We start from the raw sequence: 16,390 nt of genomic DNA, 5'->3' as shown, positions 1-16,390 counted from the left end.
GTGGTAGCAGAGCTTAGTCGTACCATCTCGGGAAAATTCGACATGGCAAATAAAGTATTATCAAAAAAACATGCAACCAATTGGTTGCATGTTTGATTATGCTGTGCTTTAGTTTAGCTGTAGTAAAGCTTAAACTCATATACGGAGCAACTTATGCAAAACACTATTCAGCGCGACCTTACTATTAACGCCACAGCAGAGCGTATATATAACGCCATTGCCACGCCGGAGCAGGTGGTAAAGTGGTTTCCCGATACGTTAACAGGCGAATACCGGCAGGGGGCTCAAGCCGTATTCAGCTTTGGTGAAAAACACAGCAGCAGTGTTTATATCGAAGCGGCCAGCCCTTACAACTACTTTGCCTATCGTTGGGTGCCAGGAGGCAGTAATTTCATCGGTAAAGTACTCACTGTGCCGCATACTCTGGTCGAGTTTCGTATTACAGAGCTGGAACCGGGCCGCTGCAAAGTCAGCTTAACTGAAACCGGTTTTGCCGATTTACCGTCTGACATCGCCGCAAGCAGCCTGGCACAAAACAGCAATGGCTGGGACTTTATGCTGGCGCGGTTACAACAATACTTCAGTAAGGAGGGTAAGTGACTCAGCTAGCCATAGCACAGATATTTAAAGCATTGGGCGACCCGGTACGGTTGCAGATAGTGCAGCGCTTATCGAATGGCGCAGCACTGTGTCTGGGGGAACTGTCTAAAGATCTCGGCATTAGCCGCCAGGGGGCGCGTAAGCAAATTCAGGCACTGGTGTCAGCTAAAGTAGTACAGCTGCACCCGGCCGGGCGTGAAGTAAAAGTGCAGCTGGATGCCACCACACTGGCACAGAGCAGGGCATTTATTATCGCGCTGGAAGCACAATGGGACGAGCGCTTACAGGCATTAAAGCAGTTTACCGAGCACGGTTAAAGCCGCTAAGCCAACCAAAACTGATAGGCTTCTTTAATCAGCGGCTTAATGTTTTTAAGTTCAGCCAGGTTGGCAATTTTCGCGACATGGGTAACCTGCTTGCTGTCGGCAACAATTTGGCTGCGCCCCTTTTCCTAATGAATTGCTATATTTCCTGCCAGGCAGCACACTGCTTTAGTTAACCCACCACTAAACTTAAACATAAAAGGACAGAATTATGAATTTGCATATTGACCTTATTCCAGTGCTCTCCATTGTTGCCGGTATTCTGATACTGATCCGGCCGAAGATCTTAAACTATGTTGTGGCTATTTATCTGATCGCCGTAGGCGTAATCCAGATTTTTGGCTTGTAAATTTAATTAACGGGCAAACATAAGCAATCAAATTGTTCTGACTGTTTGCTCTTCCTTCCAGCGATTGCCGCTAACAAAAGTGGACAGATCATTGGATCTTACCCCTTGTTCACGCAGCACCTTAAGGGCTTTTCCTGCCACCAGTTGGCGTAAATAGAATGGCTGATTCACTACAAAATGATGGATAGTATGGGTACTGCCAAAGTTAAAACAAAATAGCTGCAGCGGCATAAAATACCAGCGATCCAAAATTTGGGTTTGCTGCAGCAAGTTATGTACGTTGCCATAGTAATGCATATGGGAAGTAATAAAGTTTAAACAGAACGAGCGAAGAACGTTAGGGGCGATCAGCACTACCACAGCGAAATCAACGCCTTGCATCAGCCATACTAAGCTCTCTGGATAGGAACCTGCGCTAATTCCACCGAACAGGGCATCGTAGGCGTGGAACAGCAAAAACACATACCAAGTTAAAAAGTACAGGCTGGCCAGCGGAAAGCTTGCTTGCAGCAGCTTTTGTACGGAAAAGTTGTCTACTTCGCGGCGCAAAATAGCGCGACGTATGAATAGCCCCGATAAACCGTCAAACATCACGATAAAACGGCTCAAGCCATAGGCGATGCCATTACCTACCAGGCGCTCTTCCATATCATTGGCCGTGCCGGAGACTTTGTGATGTAACAGATGCATATCGCGCCTGTACCACGGGCTAACTGTGTTAGGGCGCATCAACCAGGTTACTAGCATCATGCCATGGTAGATTATTGGCGTATTACGAAAATACTGACGATGGATTAGATCATGTTCAATTTCATGCGACAGGGATGCACACAGTGCGGCCACGATGATACAAGCCCAGGCCGGGATCAACTGCAAGTAATATAAACCAGCGGCAGTTAGCATACCGGTTAGGGCAAACAATAAGATACCCAGCCCAAGCCAGTCCTGGTAGCGCAGGATGGCATAGCGTTCGCGCCAATATTGTTCTTCGGCACGAATAGCATGAATGATGCAGCGGACGCGCTGCTGCGGCGATAGCTCATCTGATGCGTTGCTTACTGACATGTATGTCGCCTTTGCAAATAGGCCAGCCTGACAGCTGGAATTAACTAACGATGGGCTCTTTCTTTGTGCCTGACACAGCGCTGAAAGCAAAGCTTACCGGGTCAGGATTTTAGCCAGCGTTTTATGTTGTTCGATCATTCGGGTAGTTGCAATTGACGCTCACTACGCCAGACGCGGATCAGGCTGATACAATCTGCTTCGCGCAGGTACACCAAACGAAACGGTGGCAGGATAATTTCACGGATATTGGCCTGATTAAACTCCGGCACCATCCGGCCGGAATCTGGCTGGGCGGTAAGGCGCTGTGCTGCGGCCAAAATATCTGTAACAAACCGCTGGCCAATATGCGGTACGCCTTGCTCCAGGTACCAGGCTTTTATTGTCAATAAGTCAGACAGCGCGGACTGCGCAAGCTCTAACCGCACTCAGCTGATCCCCAGTAGCTGTTTAGCCTGTTCGGCAGTTACCGTATTGCCGTCACGAATATCCGCCAGGCCGGTGGCAATGGCTTTAACAAAGCGCAGCTCTTCAGCCGTGTTTTCGTAATCTTCCAGTGCCTGCACCACGGCAACACCGCGGCCACGGCTGGTTAATAATACCGGCCGGTGGGTGGTGTTAGTTTGCGTCACCACTTTTCCCGGGTTTATTTTTAAATCCGATAATGGCACGACATCTTCAGAGAATTTGGTTTGCATCATCAGCTCCAGTTGTAAATGGTGTCATTAATAGCACCTGTTAAAAGGTGCCGTCAAGCGAGTGAAAACTGCCAGGCCTCTTTAATCAGTGGTTCAATGTGTTTAAGCTCAGCCAGGTTGGTAATTTTAGCGACATGAGTCAGCTGCTTCCTGTCAGCAACCACTTTGATAAAAATCGGGTTATCGATCCGGCGGCCAAGATGTATCGCCACCCGCACTGCGTTTTGCATAATCGACAGGTCGACAAAGATGCGGCGGCTGCGAAACAGCACATAGCGGTCGCGGGCAACAGTTTCTACTTTGGCAAGGTTATTAATAAAGTTTTCTATAGCCCGATAAACCTCAATAACCGCTTGCGGCCTGTCGCGCAGCACATCAGCACTATGACCGGTGCCACAAGCATGGCGCTGATTTTTACGGGTGAACTCGCGCGCACATTTCGGGCATTGCCACATTGCTGGGTTCATTTGAGCCTCAAATACAGAGTTTTGCTTGGTTCAAGTGTAGCGTATGGCGTTAATTAGCTACGTCTCTTTTCTGAGGTCTAACTCGTGAAGCGGGCGTTTGTGACTGCTACTGTTATGTGCCCGCTGTCGCGTCAGGGTCATACCAGATACCATACTTATCACCTTGCCACTTCAGCATGAAAAACAAATAGGCTGTTGCAAGCATGATAATACCACCTGCCAGAGCTGCTTCACTCACAAGCCCAATACAGCAAAATAAAAAGCCGAAGATATGCGATATTTTTTCAACGCTATCTGCTGTGCCGCGAGCTGGTCTGATTTGCAAAAAATTTAGCATAAACCAAATCTTCAAAAAAAGTGGCAGTTTTTGCCAATTAGCTGTGTTTTTATCAATCATAAACGTCTCCTGGTTTAGTGTTGTCATATCGACATCAAGAGCCGCAGCAAGACATTTTAATGATTCGAAACTAGCATTGTGACCACTCTCAATACGCTGAATGGTTCGAACATTAAGCCCGGACATTTGCGCTAATTGCTCTTGAGAAATATGCCGACTAAGTCGCAGTTCTTTTAAAATCACCAGATGGCTCCTGTACTCCCGAACCAAGAGTGTTACTTATATTTGCATCTGTCAGGTACGTAAAGTACCCGACATTAAGCCGATAGCTGCAGAGTTACCGCGCATAACGTCCCTGTGTAGCGAGTCCGGCGCCGATAGGCGCGAACTGCCACGGTTTGTTATGTGATAGCTGCTCACTCTGGTAGCCCTTCGAATTCTGGCACGTCCCCTAATCCCTCGCCCCAAACAGCTTTGCTAGATGTAAAGATGTGAGCTGTTGGCGAGATTGATACTTCCGTGTCCAAACACCCAGCGGGAATAACTAGAAGACCTGCGTCATGAGTGCTTGGCAATGCTGAACCGCAAACCTTACAAAAGCTTTTTTTGTGGCGAGTACCTGCAAGCGTGAAGGTAGTCACAGAACCGGAACCCGCCAACCAAGTTAACTTAGCTGACTTCGAAAATAAGTTGGCCGCATGAGCAGACCCGGTATCCTTTTGACAATACTTACAATGACACAGATAAAAGCCATCGAAATTTCCTTGCACTTCAAATTTTGCATTGCCACACAGACAAGAACCAAAATAATGAGTCATCAAATTTCTCTATGTTGGCTATAATTCAAGCGCACATAACACTCCGTTAACGGGCGCGCGTAGTTTGCGAGTCCGTACCAGCACTGTTTGCTGGCACATGCGTTGAACGGCTTGTTAAGCCTCATTTACCAACAAGCTCTTTAATACTTTTAACGACCAAATCACGATCCGCGATATGAAGATGGTGCTTCTCTGATTCAGAATAGATCACACTGCTATCCGTAGATAAACCTTTAAAGTAGTTTTCCGCACCTAAGTAAAGCTCATCCATTGATTTGGCTATATCATCAGGAACGAAAGGTGGATCGTATCGCTCTCCCGTTGATTTGGAGCGCACCACGATAATAGGTTTGTTTCCAAAATTGGCGGCACTAACCAGTATTTCATAGCTTTTCATATGGTCTACATTTTCAGGAACTCTCTCAAACATTGGATTATGAACGCTTTGTTCAAATTGATAAAAGCGATCTAACTCCTGATTGTCTGTTTGATAGTTTTCAGGCCACCTTGTACCCATAGTGTAAAAGTAACCCAAAGGAGGTGGATCAATCAGTACGGCCCCCATAACTTCTTGTGGATAGAGGTTGTTGTATGCAGTGATGATATAAGATGCATATGAGCCACCAGCAAAATAGTATGGCCCCTTGATGTTGGCATTTTGAAGCAAACTTCTGAGCCTGTTTGCCATGTCATTGACCGTAAAAGGAACGTCACCCTTTTCGCTCTTACCCAAGCCAGCACGGTCATACAAACAAATGCTGAAATCGTTTTTCAGTCGCTTTATATTTTCTAACCAAACCCCTTCCGAGCCATAACGACCGAAACCCTGTTCCAGTATTAGCTGTGGCTTGTCACTTTCGTAACACTCAAGATAAAGCTTAAATCCACCAACATCATACAACTCAGCTTTTGTCGGTTTCACCTCTAGCTCTATAGCTAGCGCACCAAAACTAATAAAAATTGAAAATAATAATATGATTGTTTTCATATCGACTCCATTCTCTCGATGAGGCTTAACGCAAAGCGCATGGGCGGAAAAACGCGTCAGCGTTTGAAGTACCAGCGGCTGCAAGCCGCGAGTGACGCCTTGTTATGTGTTTTTAACCAAGTCATCTATTACTTCTGATGCCTCTTTTAAACCAGCGCCCGTAATTTTGCGATAAAGCCGGATAGCCTTTAACCTTTGGCCGGCTTTTACCGCCTTATGAACCTCAACCGGAACAAGGGTGCTGTCGTCAAATTCAATGCCGTTATGCTTGATAAGCGCATCAACTTTGACTTCCAGAAAGCGAATTCTTTTTCGGTAAGAATCAAGTTGTGTATTCACAATCAGATAAAGCACGACCAAAGAAGGAAATAAGACCCCTAATAATTCAGCCAATCTGTCTACTCCTTAAAACACATAATATTATTAGAAGGCAAAACCCTCGCTTTCACCGCGAGTTTCACTCTTCTATCATGTTTTTACATTCTGCTAAACTAGCTAACATTTATCGTTAAATCAACAACATATTGCACCGTGCTTTATAAACGCCTGCGTGAAAGCGGAGTTTAAGCTTGCGATTAACTTATTCACCAAATAGCGCTGCTTTACAGAGGGTTATACAGCACTTACGTGCGGTAAAAAAATGACAGGGCTTTGAGGAACCACAGCGGCTTGCGCCGCCGTGGGGTGTTGAAAGTTAACGAATATCCAGCACCAAAGTACCGCGTGCTGGTACGGTGAGTTGTTTATCCAGCTTTATACTTTTGCCGGTGATTACCTCTGTTGCGGTTTTGCCTTGCGGCAGTACTTCGCTAAAGCGGGCTAAATCCAACGTTACTGCTTTGGCTTGTTTATTCATTACCACCATTACCGTTTGCGTGTCGTTATAGCGGAAAAAAGTGTAGGTGCCGTTATCGGGTGCAAAATGCATTAGCTTGCCGCTGTGAATAGCCGTGGCGGTTTTGCGCCAGTTAAGCAGGGTTTTTACCAACTGCTGGGCGTTTTTCTGTGTGGCGTTTAAGCCTTTGCCGGTAAAGGCATTAACTTTGTCGTCGGCCCAGCCGCCGGGGAAGTCGGCGCGTACTTTACCGTCATCGCGTACTTTGGGGCTGGTCATGGCTATTTCAGTGCCGTAAAACATTTGTGGTATACCGCGCATGGTAAGCAGGTAACTTACTGCCATGCGGTATAAGTTAAAATCCTCGTCCAGCACTGAAAACAGCCGGGCGGCGTCGTGGTTGCCTTCAAAGGTGACCAGGTTAAACGGGTCAGCATACACATGGTCGTTGCTAAGCATTTCATACAGGCCAATCCAGCCGCTGTTCCAGTCTTCATCTGTACTTAGTGCTTTTAACAGCGCATCGTACAGCGGAAAATCCAGCATTGCCGGGGTGTGCGATACATAACCGTCTTTATTTTGCTTACCGCGCTGCCAGTACGACACAATCAGCGGGTTGGGGCTCCATTCTTCGCCAACGATATTAAAATCCGGGTATTCCAGCATAATGCGCCGCGCCCATTCGCTTAAAAACTGTTTGTCGGCATAGCTGTAGGTGTCTTCGCGAATACCGGCTAAATTAGCGTATTCCACCCACCAGATACTGTTTTGAATAAGGTAAGTGGCCAGTAGCGGGTGGCGCTGGTTAAGGTCGGGCATGGTGTCGACAAACCAGCCGTCGGTAAACAGTTCGGTATCGGCTTTGCTGGCGTAAGGGTCTTGTATGGTGCTGCGGCTGTGGTTAGTGCCAACAAAGGGCGCACCTTGCAGAATATTTTGCTTATTCAGCCAGTTGTCATCGGGTAAATCGCTTAGCCACCAGTGCTGATGGCCAATATGGTTAAGAATAATATCCTGAATGACTTTAATGCCTTTGGTATTGGCTGCTGCAACAAAATCGCGGTATTGCTGATTGCTGCCATAACGCGGGTCTATGTTATACAAATCGGTGGCGGCATAGCCGTGGTAAGAGTAAGCACTTTGGTTGTTTTCTGTCAGTGGCATGGGCCAGATGGTGGTGTAGCCCATGCTTGCAATATAGGGCAGGGCTTTTTGCATACCGGCAATATCACCACCGTGGCGGCCATTGTCATCCTGGCGGTTAGCTTGCTCCAGCATGCCAGGCATATTGTCATTGCCCGGGTTGCCGTTGGCAAAACGGTCTGGTGCCAGCAGGTAAATAACATCGGCCGGGTTAAAGCCCTGGCGTTTGGCAGAGTTGGCGCTGCGCTGCAATAACGGGTAGTTATGGCTTAGCACGGTTTCGCCATTGTGGCGAAAATGCAGGGCGATATCGCCAGGTTTTACGTTGTCGGCCAATGTCAGGTTAACAAACAGATAGTTGGGGTTATTGGTGCGGGTAACACCGTTAAGAGTTACGCCGTCATACTGTACCTGTGGTTGCAGCCGGGCGATATCTTTACCATATAGCATCAGCTGCAATTCGGGGTGCTGCATACCTGCCCACCAGTTGGCTGGCTCCAGCCGTTCAATAACATAGCTTTCCGCCATTACATGGCTGCTTAGCAGGGTGGTTAAGGCAATAAGGGTTTTGTGGTACATAGCAAAAAGGTCCGCTGACACTTGGGTAGCCTATCCTGAAGCAGCGCACCATAATGACGCAAGGCTAGCGGCCGTTTTGCATACGTATTCAGCTACAGCCCGGACCAGTACCGGCTGCTGTCAGCTTTGTAATGCGGCTATTTGCTGCTGCAAAAAGCGCTGCTCCGGGGCCTGTTTGCAATGGTCCAACGCCTGCTGGTAGGCGTTCAGCGCCTCCATTTTAAGACCAAGCTGGCGCAGCAGATCAGCCTTGGCGGCATATAATAAATGGTAGTGGTTTAGCTCGCCCTGTAGTTCCAGTTCGCTGATCAGTGCCAGGCCCGCTGCCGGGCCGTCGCGCATGGCAATGGCTACTGCGCGGTTTAGGGCGACAACCGGCGACGGATCGGCCTGCAGTAGTAAATTATATAAGCCGGTAATTTCATGCCAGTCGGTGTGTTCTGCGCTGGGCGCTTCACTATGAATTGCGGCAATAGCGGCCTGCAGCGTATAAGGGCCAATACGGCGGGTGCGTAGCGCCCATTGCACCAGCTCGCTGCCTTCCGTTATTTCATGGTGTTGCCATAAGCTGCGGTTTTGTTGTGGCAGCAGTACCAGCTCGCCGCTGGCGCTGATCCGGGCGGCGCGTCTGGCATGTTGCAGCAGCATCAGTGCCAGCAAACCTGCGGTTTCGGCATCGGGCAGCAGTTGCAGCATTAAGCGGCCCAGGCGGATGGCTTCATCACTTAAGCTGATATCCAGCACTTGCACGCCGCTGGAGGCCGAATAGCCTTCGTTAAACAGCAAATAAATTACCTGCAGTACGGCATCGAGCCGTTGCGGTAATGCTGCTGGCGGTGGCACTTCGTACGGAATACGCGCATCGCGTATTTTGCCTTTGGCTCGCACTATGCGCTGCGCCACTGTGGCCGGGCTGGTTAAAAAGGCGCTGGCAATTTGCTCGGTGGTTAAACCGCATACTTCGCGCAGTGTCAGTGCCAGTTGCGCATCGGCGGCTAAACTGGGGTGGCAGCAGGTAAAAATCAGTCGCAACTGGTCGTCGGCTATCGGTTGCTGATCTGGCGCGTCTTCTGCTGTTAGCTGTCGCAGTATTTCATCCGGCAAGTGGGTTAAGCGTGCCGTTTTACGCAGCTGATCTATGGCTTTAAAGCGCCCGGCCGATATCAGCCAGGCGCTGGGGTTGGCCGGTATGCCGTCCTTTGGCCATTGTTGCAGCGCAGCATGAAAGGCTTCGTGCAATGCTTCTTCGGCTAAGTCAAAATCGCCCAGCAGACGGATCAGCGTAGCCAGCACTTTACGCGACTGCTGCTGATACAATGCGCTGATCTGCTGCTGCATGGTTCCAGCTGCCACCTAAAGGTTATACCTCAAGCTGGCGCACTGGCCGCACTTCTACCGAGCCTACCCGGGCTGCCGGTATGCCGCTGGCAATCTGAATGGCTTCGTTTAAATCATGCGCTTCTACCAGATAAAAGCCTGCCAGTTGCTCTTTAGTTTCGGCAAAGGGGCCGTCGGTAATGCTGACTTTACCGCTACGCACCCGGATGGTAGTGGCAGTGCTTACCGGTTGCAGGGCTTCGGCGGCCTGCATACGGCCGCTGCCGTGTATTTTTTCAGCGTAGGCCAAGCATTCGCTGTCATCCGGGCTGTCGGGCAGGCTATGCAAGGTGTCTTCGTCGCTATATACCAGACACAGATATTTCATCGTTGTGCTCCTTAAGGCGCTAAGTTTGACAGAATAGTACCGCTTTCCATATCAAATGGCATCGAGTAGTGCTCGTGTACTATTTTCCAGCCATCGCTGCCACGGTGCCAACACTGTGTGGCGCGCATCCAGCAGCTTTGCATCTCACCTTTGTCGTTGGTGCCGCCACAGTGGTTCAGGCTGTGGCTAAACGCCAATTGCTCGTTAGCCTGCACTTTTAGCTGATGCACTTCAAACATCGATTCGCCGCTGCAAAACTCCATGCAGCGTTGCCAATGCTCGCGGTAGTCGGCTTTGCCTTTAAATTGCAACTGCGCTATCGCATCAAAAGCAATAATGTCGTCATGGTACAGGGTCATAATGTTGCTAACGTCTTTGCGGCGCAATGCGTTAGCCCAACGGGTAAGCAGATCGGTAATTTGTTGTACTTGTTGGCTGTGATTCATGTTGTTGCTCCTGTTTTACCATCAAAGGTATAACTGGTCGTTACGGCAACGATGAAATCGACAATGGCTGAATACTGTTACAAACTTTTTTTCGGCGGCAGTGCTACGTTGGCAAAAATAAGCCCGGCTACCAGCGCCATTAAAATCAGAAAGGTTTGCTGGCCTACGCGGTCAGACACCACAAAATCCTGGCCGGAAATCAGCGAGTTTAAACCGATATAGGTTTTACTACCGGGCACCAGCACGATTAAGCCGTGCATAGCAACAATAACGGCCGGTGCATTGGCCAACCGGGTAAACAGGTTGCTGTACAGGCCAACGGCAAAGGCACCTAAGAATGCACCTATGGTGTAGTCGAACATGCTGGCGCCGGTAATGCTGACACCATAAGCGATAAAGCCGGCGGCTAAAGACCACAGTGTATATTTGCCACGGCTTTTAAACAGCACAATCAGCGAGCTGACCAGTATGCCAACTGCCAGCCAGGCAAAGTGGCGTGAGATTGGCGGCGGCTTAACAAAATCGACCACACCAAACAGGGCAAAACCTATAGCTATGCCCAGTAAGGCACCAAAGTACAGCTTAAACAGCAGCATCAGCGCATCCATAATGCGGGCATTGCCCGATACCAGATGCCGTGCGGCCAGTTCGGCAAAGCCGATGGTCAGAGCCAGGCCGGGAATAAACGAAATAATGGCTGATAGCACGGTTAAACGAATATTAATGCCGGGGTCGATATAACTGCTAATGGCGCAGGCGCCAATACCAGCGACCAGTGCCACTAACGGCTCCAGCATATTGGCAATGCGCGGCGAGCGGGCGGCCCACAGCATAAACAGGTATACCAACAGCGATAACAACGATGACCACAGCACATCATTCCAACTGGTGGCCATTAACATGGCAAAAGCACCGCCGGATGCCATCATCGCCACCGCTGTGGCCAGTTTACTGTAAGAGCTGGGGCGCACATCAATAGCATCCAGCAGTGCATCGGCTTCGTTAATGCTGACATTGCCCTGCAACACCTGATCGACCAGTTCGTCGGTACGCGACAGTGCACCTAAATCCAGATCGCCCGGGTTTACCCGTGAGGCATGGGTGTACTCCTGCTCATGGCCATCGGTCCACAGTACAAAGGTCATCGAGGTGGGGGAGATAATAAATGAGCCTTTTAACCCAAGGTGGGTTGTTAGCTCGGATAAATGTGCTTCCAGCCGGTAGGCAGGTGTACCGTACTTGTGCAGCATCTTGCCCAGTTTAACGACAAATTTGCGTTTATGATTAAAATCAGCTGTGTACACCGGCGGCATCCATTAGGTGGGTAACTTATTCATTGTAATGCAAAAACGCGCTGTTACCAGAGAGATTAGATCGGCGCATTGGCATTGAACCGGTTTAGCCACACCAACACGCCGTAAATACGTCCTTGTAGGCTCGATTATAAACTTCATCCATGAAGTTTATCCTGACGGACCAGCAGAGCTGTTCAAATTCGCTCCCGACGAATTTGTCCGGCATCCATGCCGTCAACGGTTGGGTTAGGCTAAGCCGGTTCTCGCTATGGCAATTACTGCGCTTCCTTGGACCTATATTAGCGTATCAGAAGCTGCTGTTTATCTGCCTGCCAATCCAGTTTTACTCGTAGCTGCTTACTGGCTTTATCGTACCAGGCCACATTTTGCATGCGGTTAAAGCGGGCTTGCTGCGGTACCAGCTGAATATAGCGGCCATCAACGCTGATGTGTTTGGGTGTCGCCGTTTGGTTATGTATTACCAGGGTAAGCTCACGGCTGTCCGGCTTGCCGGTGTAATCGCCGCTGCGGCGCAGTTCAAACTTTTGCTGGCCATCCTGCTGCAGATAATAGAAATTCAGCAGCTCAAACTGGCCGTTGGCAATGGCGTCCGGCGTTTTACCATCGTCTTCATACATTTCACCTTTGGCGCACTCTACGCTTGGGTCGGCATAGTAATGCAATGTCAGCGTTTTGCTGCTGTAATCTTGCGTGCTTTGCACAACGGCAGTCATCGGTACAAAACTACCGGCTTTTATCAATACCGGTATGGTGTTAATGGTTACCGGCACCTCAACTTTGTTATTACCGGCGTAGCGTTTGCCGCTGAAATAATCAAACCAGATGCCGCCGGGTAACTGCACCGGCCATGAAGTGACACCGGGCTCGGTTACCGGCGCGACTAAAAAGGCGTCACCCCAGAAGTAGCTGTTTTTCTCATCCATCAACGCCGGGTTTTGTTCAGCAGAGAAAAATAGCGGCCGCATTAACGGCATGCCGGTTAAGCTATTTTGATACGCCAGCGTGTAGTTATATGGCAGCAACTTATAACGTAAATTCAGCCAGGGCCGCAGGGTTTCGATGGTGTCGCTATCGTGAAATACCATTTCCGGCGCGATATGTTCTTGTGCATGTGGCCGGTATACCGGCTGGAACACGCCGTATTGCAGCCAGCGGATATACAGCTCTTTATCAAACTGTTCGCCACCGGCAAAGCCACCTAAATCAGAGTGGATATAACCAAAGCCAAACAGGCCCATGCTCAGCGCCAGTTCTACCTGCGGCTTTAGCCCGCCCCAGCTGCGCTCAACGTCTCCTGTCCAGGGCACCATGCCAAAGCGCTGGCTACCGGGCGCACCTGCGCGCATCATAATAAAAGGGCGCTGTGAGGGGAAATCACGCCGCATGCCGCTGTACACCATATCGGCCCATTGATGACCGTAAGCGTTATGCACTTCGTTGGCAGTGCCGATAGCATGCACGGTATCTTCGGGGTGTACTTCAGGTTCGCCTAAATCGCCCCACACACCTGCCACGCCTTGTTCTGCCAAACCTTTATAAATTTGCCAGAACCAGTCTTGCGCTTTCGGGTTAAACATATCAATTAAGCCGGTATTACCAAAGTAAAAATCAAAGGTTTTTGGTCTGCCATCCAAGCCCGGTGCTATAGCACCGGCCGCTACGGCTTCCTGCCAGCGTTTTGAGCTGGTAAGCACAAAGGGCTCGGTCACTAAAATAGTGTTAATACCGTCGGCTTTTAGATCGGCCAGCATGTTTTCCGGTTGTGAAAAGGCGGTTTTATCCCAATCGAGGTTACCCATATGGCCCTGAATATCCGGGCCAAACCAGTATAAATCCAGCACTAAGGCATCAAGCGGCAACTTAAGGTCACGAAATTTTTGCACCACAGCGCGTACTTCAGCCTCGTTACGGTAACCAAAACGTGAGGCATAGTTGCCTAAGGTCCAGCGTGCCGGTAGCGGCTGGCGGCCGGTTAGTGCGGTGTAGTTGTTGATAAGCGCAGGGTAAGCTTCGCCTGCAACAACCACATAGCTGCTGCGGCCACCTTCGGCGCTAAACTGCATAACGCCGGGCTCGGTGTGGCCTAAATCAGCTTCGCCTTTGGCCGAGTTATCAAACAATAACAAATACTTATTGCTCGACATTACCGCCGGCAGGCTAAAATACATCTGGCTGGACTGCGTGCTGTAGCCATAATGAGCTTTGTTATACAGCGGAAATTTTTGCCCGCGCCGGTCCATACCTAATACGCGCTGGCCGCCGCCCAGCAGTTTTTCGCCATCGCTTAGTGCAAAACGAAAACCGTGCTGTTGCGGCTGGTGTTGACGCGGTTGCTGTTGAAAATAACCTTGCTCTTCGGCCAGCAGCAACTTGCCCTGATAGTAATAGCTTAGCTGTAGTGGGGCTTTATTAATTTTCACTGTTAAACTGGCCGAGCCCAGCGTTAAGGCAGCTGCACTTTCGGTCAGGCGTAACTGCTGCGGTTCGCTTTGCTGGCTAATCGAAAACGACGGCAGCTGTTTTACGCCGTCTGGCTGATAAAACGCCTCTACCACATCGCTTTGATAAAACGTCAGGCTAAGCTGGCCGCTATCGGTTTGAATATTTAGCGTATTACCCTGCAGGCTATGTTGCTGGTACTGCGCCGCCTGTGCTGCGACAGTGCAGCACAGGGTTAATAAAACAAAGAATAACCGCTTCATATTACAGCTCCAAAATAACTGATGCCAGCGGTGCCAGTTCCAGCGCCACTGTGCCCACGCCGTTGGCTACCTGCAGCGTATATTGCGCGTTGGTTAACTTGTCGGTTAGCGGATATTGGCCATCGGCCAATTGCCACTTTGTAATCAGTTCTGCCGGTAGCGTTAAGCCAAAGCTGACGTTATTTTCGCTGTTAAAATGGCTGACAATCAGCAGCTTTTGCTCTGCATTATAGCGGGCAAACGCCAGTTGTTGCTCGCTATAGGCGGTGCCTGCAGCCAGGTTGGCGCTATGCAGCTCAGTATATTCACCCATTAGCGCCGGGGCGCTGGCGGTAAAGCTAAGCAGGGTTTTATAAAAATTATGCAGTGCCAGCTCGTCAGCCGACAAGGCGCCACCATCAAACTTGCCGCCGTTCATCCAGCGCTGATGGTGCGGTACGCCCCAGTAATCAAAAATGGTGGTGCGGCTGGCCTTGCCAAAACCGGCATCTTCAGCGCCCGGTTCGCCTACGTCCTGGCCAAAGTACAGCATGGTAGGTGAGGTACTGATAGTGGCGGATACCACCATGGCTGGCATGCCTTTTTTGGCATCACCGGCAAACTCCGGTGCGGCAATACGCTGCTCGTCGTGGTTTTCTAAAAAGTGCAGCATATGGTGTTCAATATCGGCCATCCGTTGTTGGGTTTCTACCAATGCAGACGTTGGGCCTTTGCCTTGCATCACCAGTTTTAAGCTATCGTAAAACTCGACCTTGTCGTACAGGTAATCCATTTTGCCAAGCCTAATATAGTCGCGGTATAAATGCGGCTGATACACCTCCGCCAACAGGAACGCATTTGGGTTGCTATGCTTAATATGCGAGTTTAAATAGCTCCAGAATTCTACCGGCACCATTTCGGCCATGTCATAGCGAAAGCCATCTACGCCTTTATCCAGCCAGTATTGCGTAATGTCGCGAAATTTTAGCCAGGAGTCAGGTACGTCTTTACCCTGCCAAAAGGCGTAATGGGCCGGCCAGTCTTTGTCGGCGTAATCGGCTGGGAGTTTGTCAAAGTCGTAGCTGCCGTCTGGTTTTACACCATAGTTAATTTTTACTGTTTCGTACCAGTCATCAAAGGCTGGTTGTGCCGCACGCGAGCCATTACCGGTCCATTTGGCTGGTATTTCGTTAAATTTGCCGTCGGCGGCAGGGTGAGCATCGCCGCCCAGTACTTTATAACTGGTAGGAAACGCCGGCACATTAAAAGGCTGGCCCGGCACATAGTAAAAGTTGTTGTCGCGGGCATATTCAACACTGGTATCGTCACTAGCGCCAAAGTCGGATACTCCTGCCGGGTTCGACAGCGATTGATACTGGCGTGCCACATGGTTGGGTACGATATCAATCAGCACTTTCATATCATGCTGGTGCGTGCGCTTAATCAGTGCTTCAAACTCGGCCAAACGGTTGGCCGGATCAGTGGCTAAATCGGGGTTGACGTTGTAATAGTCTTTTACCGCGTAAGGTGAGCCCGCGCGGCCTTTAATTACGTCCGGGTCGTCCAGGCTTATGCCGTAAGCGCTGTAATCACGCACCAAAGCATGGTGCGGTACACCGGTATACCAGATATGGCTGGTGCCCATGGCTTTAATGGCGCTAAGGGCTTCTGGCGTAAAGTCGGCAAATTTGCCCACACCGTTTTGCTCCAGTGTGCCCCAGGGGGTGTTGGTGGTGTTCTGGCTACCAAATAAACGGGTGAACACCTGATATACCACTACTTTATGTTCTGCAGTATTCACAATAGTAACGTTATGCTCAGTGGGTTCTGCCTTAGCAGGCGAGGCTTGTTCTGGTGCTTTGCCGCCGCAGGCCAGCAGCATGCTGCCAGCAAGGCTTAGCATCAGAATAGTGGCTGTTTTGTTCATCTGTCTACCCTGTATTTTTCTATTTGTGCCGTAAAGTAGCCGAGTGTATTACAGCTGGCTTGCCTTTTTATGGTGCATACGTATGCAGGCGTTGCCAACAGACTTATCAACTAAGG

The 16,390-nt window shown here is 49.7% G+C and carries 18 protein-coding genes; 3 read left to right on the top strand and 15 right to left on the bottom strand.

Annotation, left to right across the window (positions count from 1 at the left end; genetic code table 11):
- Window positions 1–153: 153 nt before the first annotated feature.
- The 3 genes from MJX74_RS01185 to MJX74_RS01175 all read left to right on the top strand — a co-directional run bounded on the left by MJX74_RS01185 (window position 154) and on the right by MJX74_RS01175 (window position 1,272).
- The gene (locus MJX74_RS01185; protein WP_240220117.1) at window positions 154–600 is read left to right on the top strand and encodes an SRPBCC domain-containing protein; all 447 of its coding nucleotides are present in this window, start codon (window positions 154–156) and stop codon (window positions 598–600) included.
- The gene (locus tag MJX74_RS01180; RefSeq protein WP_240220116.1) at window positions 597–917 is read left to right on the top strand and encodes an ArsR/SmtB family transcription factor; all 321 of its coding nucleotides are present in this window, start codon (window positions 597–599) and stop codon (window positions 915–917) included. The genes MJX74_RS01185 and MJX74_RS01180 overlap by 4 nt, the downstream gene beginning before the upstream one ends.
- Window positions 918–1,134: 217 nt before the next feature.
- Window positions 1,135–1,272: a DUF3096 domain-containing protein gene (locus MJX74_RS01175; RefSeq protein ID WP_240220115.1), complete on the top strand. Its 138-nt coding sequence runs from the start codon at window positions 1,135–1,137 to the stop codon at window positions 1,270–1,272.
- 27 nt (window positions 1,273–1,299) lie between these two features.
- Here the strand turns inward: MJX74_RS01175 and MJX74_RS01170 are convergent, their stop codons facing one another.
- From MJX74_RS01170 to MJX74_RS01100, 15 genes are all read right to left on the bottom strand, one after another.
- Window positions 1,300–2,337, bottom strand: a complete 1,038-nt coding sequence (locus MJX74_RS01170) for a fatty acid desaturase (protein WP_240220114.1) — start codon at window positions 2,335–2,337, stop codon at window positions 1,300–1,302.
- 134 nt (window positions 2,338–2,471) lie between these two features.
- Window positions 2,472–2,762, bottom strand: a complete 291-nt coding sequence (locus tag MJX74_RS01165) for a type II toxin-antitoxin system RelE/ParE family toxin (protein WP_240220113.1) — start codon at window positions 2,760–2,762, stop codon at window positions 2,472–2,474.
- Window positions 2,763–3,032 carry a type II toxin-antitoxin system Phd/YefM family antitoxin gene (locus MJX74_RS01160; protein WP_240220112.1) on the bottom strand — a complete coding sequence of 90 codons (270 nt, stop codon included), beginning with the start codon at window positions 3,030–3,032 and terminating at the stop codon, window positions 2,763–2,765.
- Window positions 3,033–3,085: 53 nt separating this feature from the next.
- A complete protein-coding gene (locus tag MJX74_RS01155; RefSeq protein ID WP_240220111.1) occupies window positions 3,086–3,499 on the bottom strand; it encodes a DUF5655 domain-containing protein in 414 nt (137 codons plus the stop codon).
- 112 nt (window positions 3,500–3,611) lie between these two features.
- A complete protein-coding gene (locus MJX74_RS01150) occupies window positions 3,612–4,079 on the bottom strand; it encodes a helix-turn-helix domain-containing protein (protein WP_240220110.1) in 468 nt (155 codons plus the stop codon).
- Window positions 4,080–4,252: 173 nt separating this feature from the next.
- Window positions 4,253–4,654 (bottom strand): GFA family protein, encoded by a 402-nt coding sequence (locus tag MJX74_RS01145; RefSeq protein ID WP_240220109.1) that lies wholly within the window; start codon window positions 4,652–4,654, stop codon window positions 4,253–4,255.
- 121 nt (window positions 4,655–4,775) lie between these two features.
- Window positions 4,776–5,642 (bottom strand): alpha/beta fold hydrolase, encoded by an 867-nt coding sequence (locus tag MJX74_RS01140; protein WP_240220108.1) that lies wholly within the window; start codon window positions 5,640–5,642, stop codon window positions 4,776–4,778.
- 102 nt (window positions 5,643–5,744) lie between these two features.
- On the bottom strand, window positions 5,745–6,035 hold the full coding sequence (locus MJX74_RS01135; RefSeq protein WP_240220106.1) for a hypothetical protein: 291 nt from the start codon (window positions 6,033–6,035) through the stop codon (window positions 5,745–5,747).
- A 301-nt stretch (window positions 6,036–6,336) separates the two neighbouring features.
- Entirely contained in the window at window positions 6,337–8,199 is a 1,863-nt protein-coding gene (locus tag MJX74_RS01130) for a glycoside hydrolase family 13 protein (RefSeq protein WP_240220104.1), read from the bottom strand.
- A gap of 120 nt (window positions 8,200–8,319) precedes the next feature.
- The gene (locus MJX74_RS01125) at window positions 8,320–9,537 is read right to left on the bottom strand and encodes an RNA polymerase sigma factor (RefSeq protein ID WP_240220102.1); all 1,218 of its coding nucleotides are present in this window, start codon (window positions 9,535–9,537) and stop codon (window positions 8,320–8,322) included.
- 22 nt (window positions 9,538–9,559) lie between these two features.
- Entirely contained in the window at window positions 9,560–9,904 is a 345-nt protein-coding gene (locus MJX74_RS01120) for a YciI family protein (protein ID WP_240220100.1), read from the bottom strand.
- Window positions 9,905–9,915: 11 nt separating this feature from the next.
- Window positions 9,916–10,350, bottom strand: coding sequence for a YybH family protein (locus MJX74_RS01115; RefSeq protein ID WP_240220098.1), 435 nt, complete (start codon window positions 10,348–10,350; stop codon window positions 9,916–9,918).
- A gap of 77 nt (window positions 10,351–10,427) precedes the next feature.
- Window positions 10,428–11,663: a threonine/serine exporter family protein gene (locus MJX74_RS01110; RefSeq protein WP_240220096.1), complete on the bottom strand. Its 1,236-nt coding sequence runs from the start codon at window positions 11,661–11,663 to the stop codon at window positions 10,428–10,430.
- Between the two features lie 281 nt (window positions 11,664–11,944).
- Window positions 11,945–14,368, bottom strand: a complete 2,424-nt coding sequence (locus tag MJX74_RS01105) for a glycoside hydrolase family 31 protein (RefSeq protein WP_240220094.1) — start codon at window positions 14,366–14,368, stop codon at window positions 11,945–11,947.
- Between the two features lies 1 nt (window position 14,369).
- On the bottom strand, window positions 14,370–16,274 hold the full coding sequence (locus MJX74_RS01100) for an alpha-amylase family protein (RefSeq protein ID WP_240220092.1): 1,905 nt from the start codon (window positions 16,272–16,274) through the stop codon (window positions 14,370–14,372).
- Between the last annotated feature and the right edge of the window lie 116 nt (window positions 16,275–16,390).

It is taken from the genome of Rheinheimera hassiensis (assembly GCF_022436675.1).
In the GTDB taxonomy this organism is placed as follows: domain Bacteria; phylum Pseudomonadota; class Gammaproteobacteria; order Enterobacterales; family Alteromonadaceae; genus Alishewanella; species Alishewanella hassiensis.
This window is presented reverse-complemented; position numbering and strand designations above follow the sequence as displayed.

Excerpts from the sequence above, each read along its gene's own strand:
- MJX74_RS01185 (WP_240220117.1), top strand. The coding sequence starts at position 154 with ATGCAAAACACTATTCAGCGCGACCTTACTATTAACGCCACAGCAGAG.
- MJX74_RS01175 (WP_240220115.1), top strand. The coding sequence starts at position 1,135 with ATGAATTTGCATATTGACCTTATTCCAGTGCTCTCCATTGTTGCCGGT.
- MJX74_RS01170 (WP_240220114.1), bottom strand. The coding sequence starts at position 2,337 with ATGTCAGTAAGCAACGCATCAGATGAGCTATCGCCGCAGCAGCGCGTC.
- MJX74_RS01160 (WP_240220112.1), bottom strand. The coding sequence starts at position 3,032 with ATGCAAACCAAATTCTCTGAAGATGTCGTGCCATTATCGGATTTAAAA.
- MJX74_RS01155 (WP_240220111.1), bottom strand. The coding sequence starts at position 3,499 with ATGAACCCAGCAATGTGGCAATGCCCGAAATGTGCGCGCGAGTTCACC.
- MJX74_RS01145 (WP_240220109.1), bottom strand. The coding sequence starts at position 4,654 with ATGACTCATTATTTTGGTTCTTGTCTGTGTGGCAATGCAAAATTTGAA.
- MJX74_RS01140 (WP_240220108.1), bottom strand. The coding sequence starts at position 5,642 with ATGAAAACAATCATATTATTATTTTCAATTTTTATTAGTTTTGGTGCG.
- MJX74_RS01130 (WP_240220104.1), bottom strand. The coding sequence starts at position 8,199 with ATGTACCACAAAACCCTTATTGCCTTAACCACCCTGCTAAGCAGCCAT.
- MJX74_RS01125 (WP_240220102.1), bottom strand. The coding sequence starts at position 9,537 with ATGCAGCAGCAGATCAGCGCATTGTATCAGCAGCAGTCGCGTAAAGTG.
- MJX74_RS01120 (WP_240220100.1), bottom strand. The coding sequence starts at position 9,904 with ATGAAATATCTGTGTCTGGTATATAGCGACGAAGACACCTTGCATAGC.
- MJX74_RS01115 (WP_240220098.1), bottom strand. The coding sequence starts at position 10,350 with ATGAATCACAGCCAACAAGTACAACAAATTACCGATCTGCTTACCCGT.
- MJX74_RS01110 (WP_240220096.1), bottom strand. The coding sequence starts at position 11,663 with ATGCCGCCGGTGTACACAGCTGATTTTAATCATAAACGCAAATTTGTC.
- MJX74_RS01105 (WP_240220094.1), bottom strand. The coding sequence starts at position 14,368 with ATGAAGCGGTTATTCTTTGTTTTATTAACCCTGTGCTGCACTGTCGCA.
- MJX74_RS01100 (WP_240220092.1), bottom strand. The coding sequence starts at position 16,274 with ATGAACAAAACAGCCACTATTCTGATGCTAAGCCTTGCTGGCAGCATG.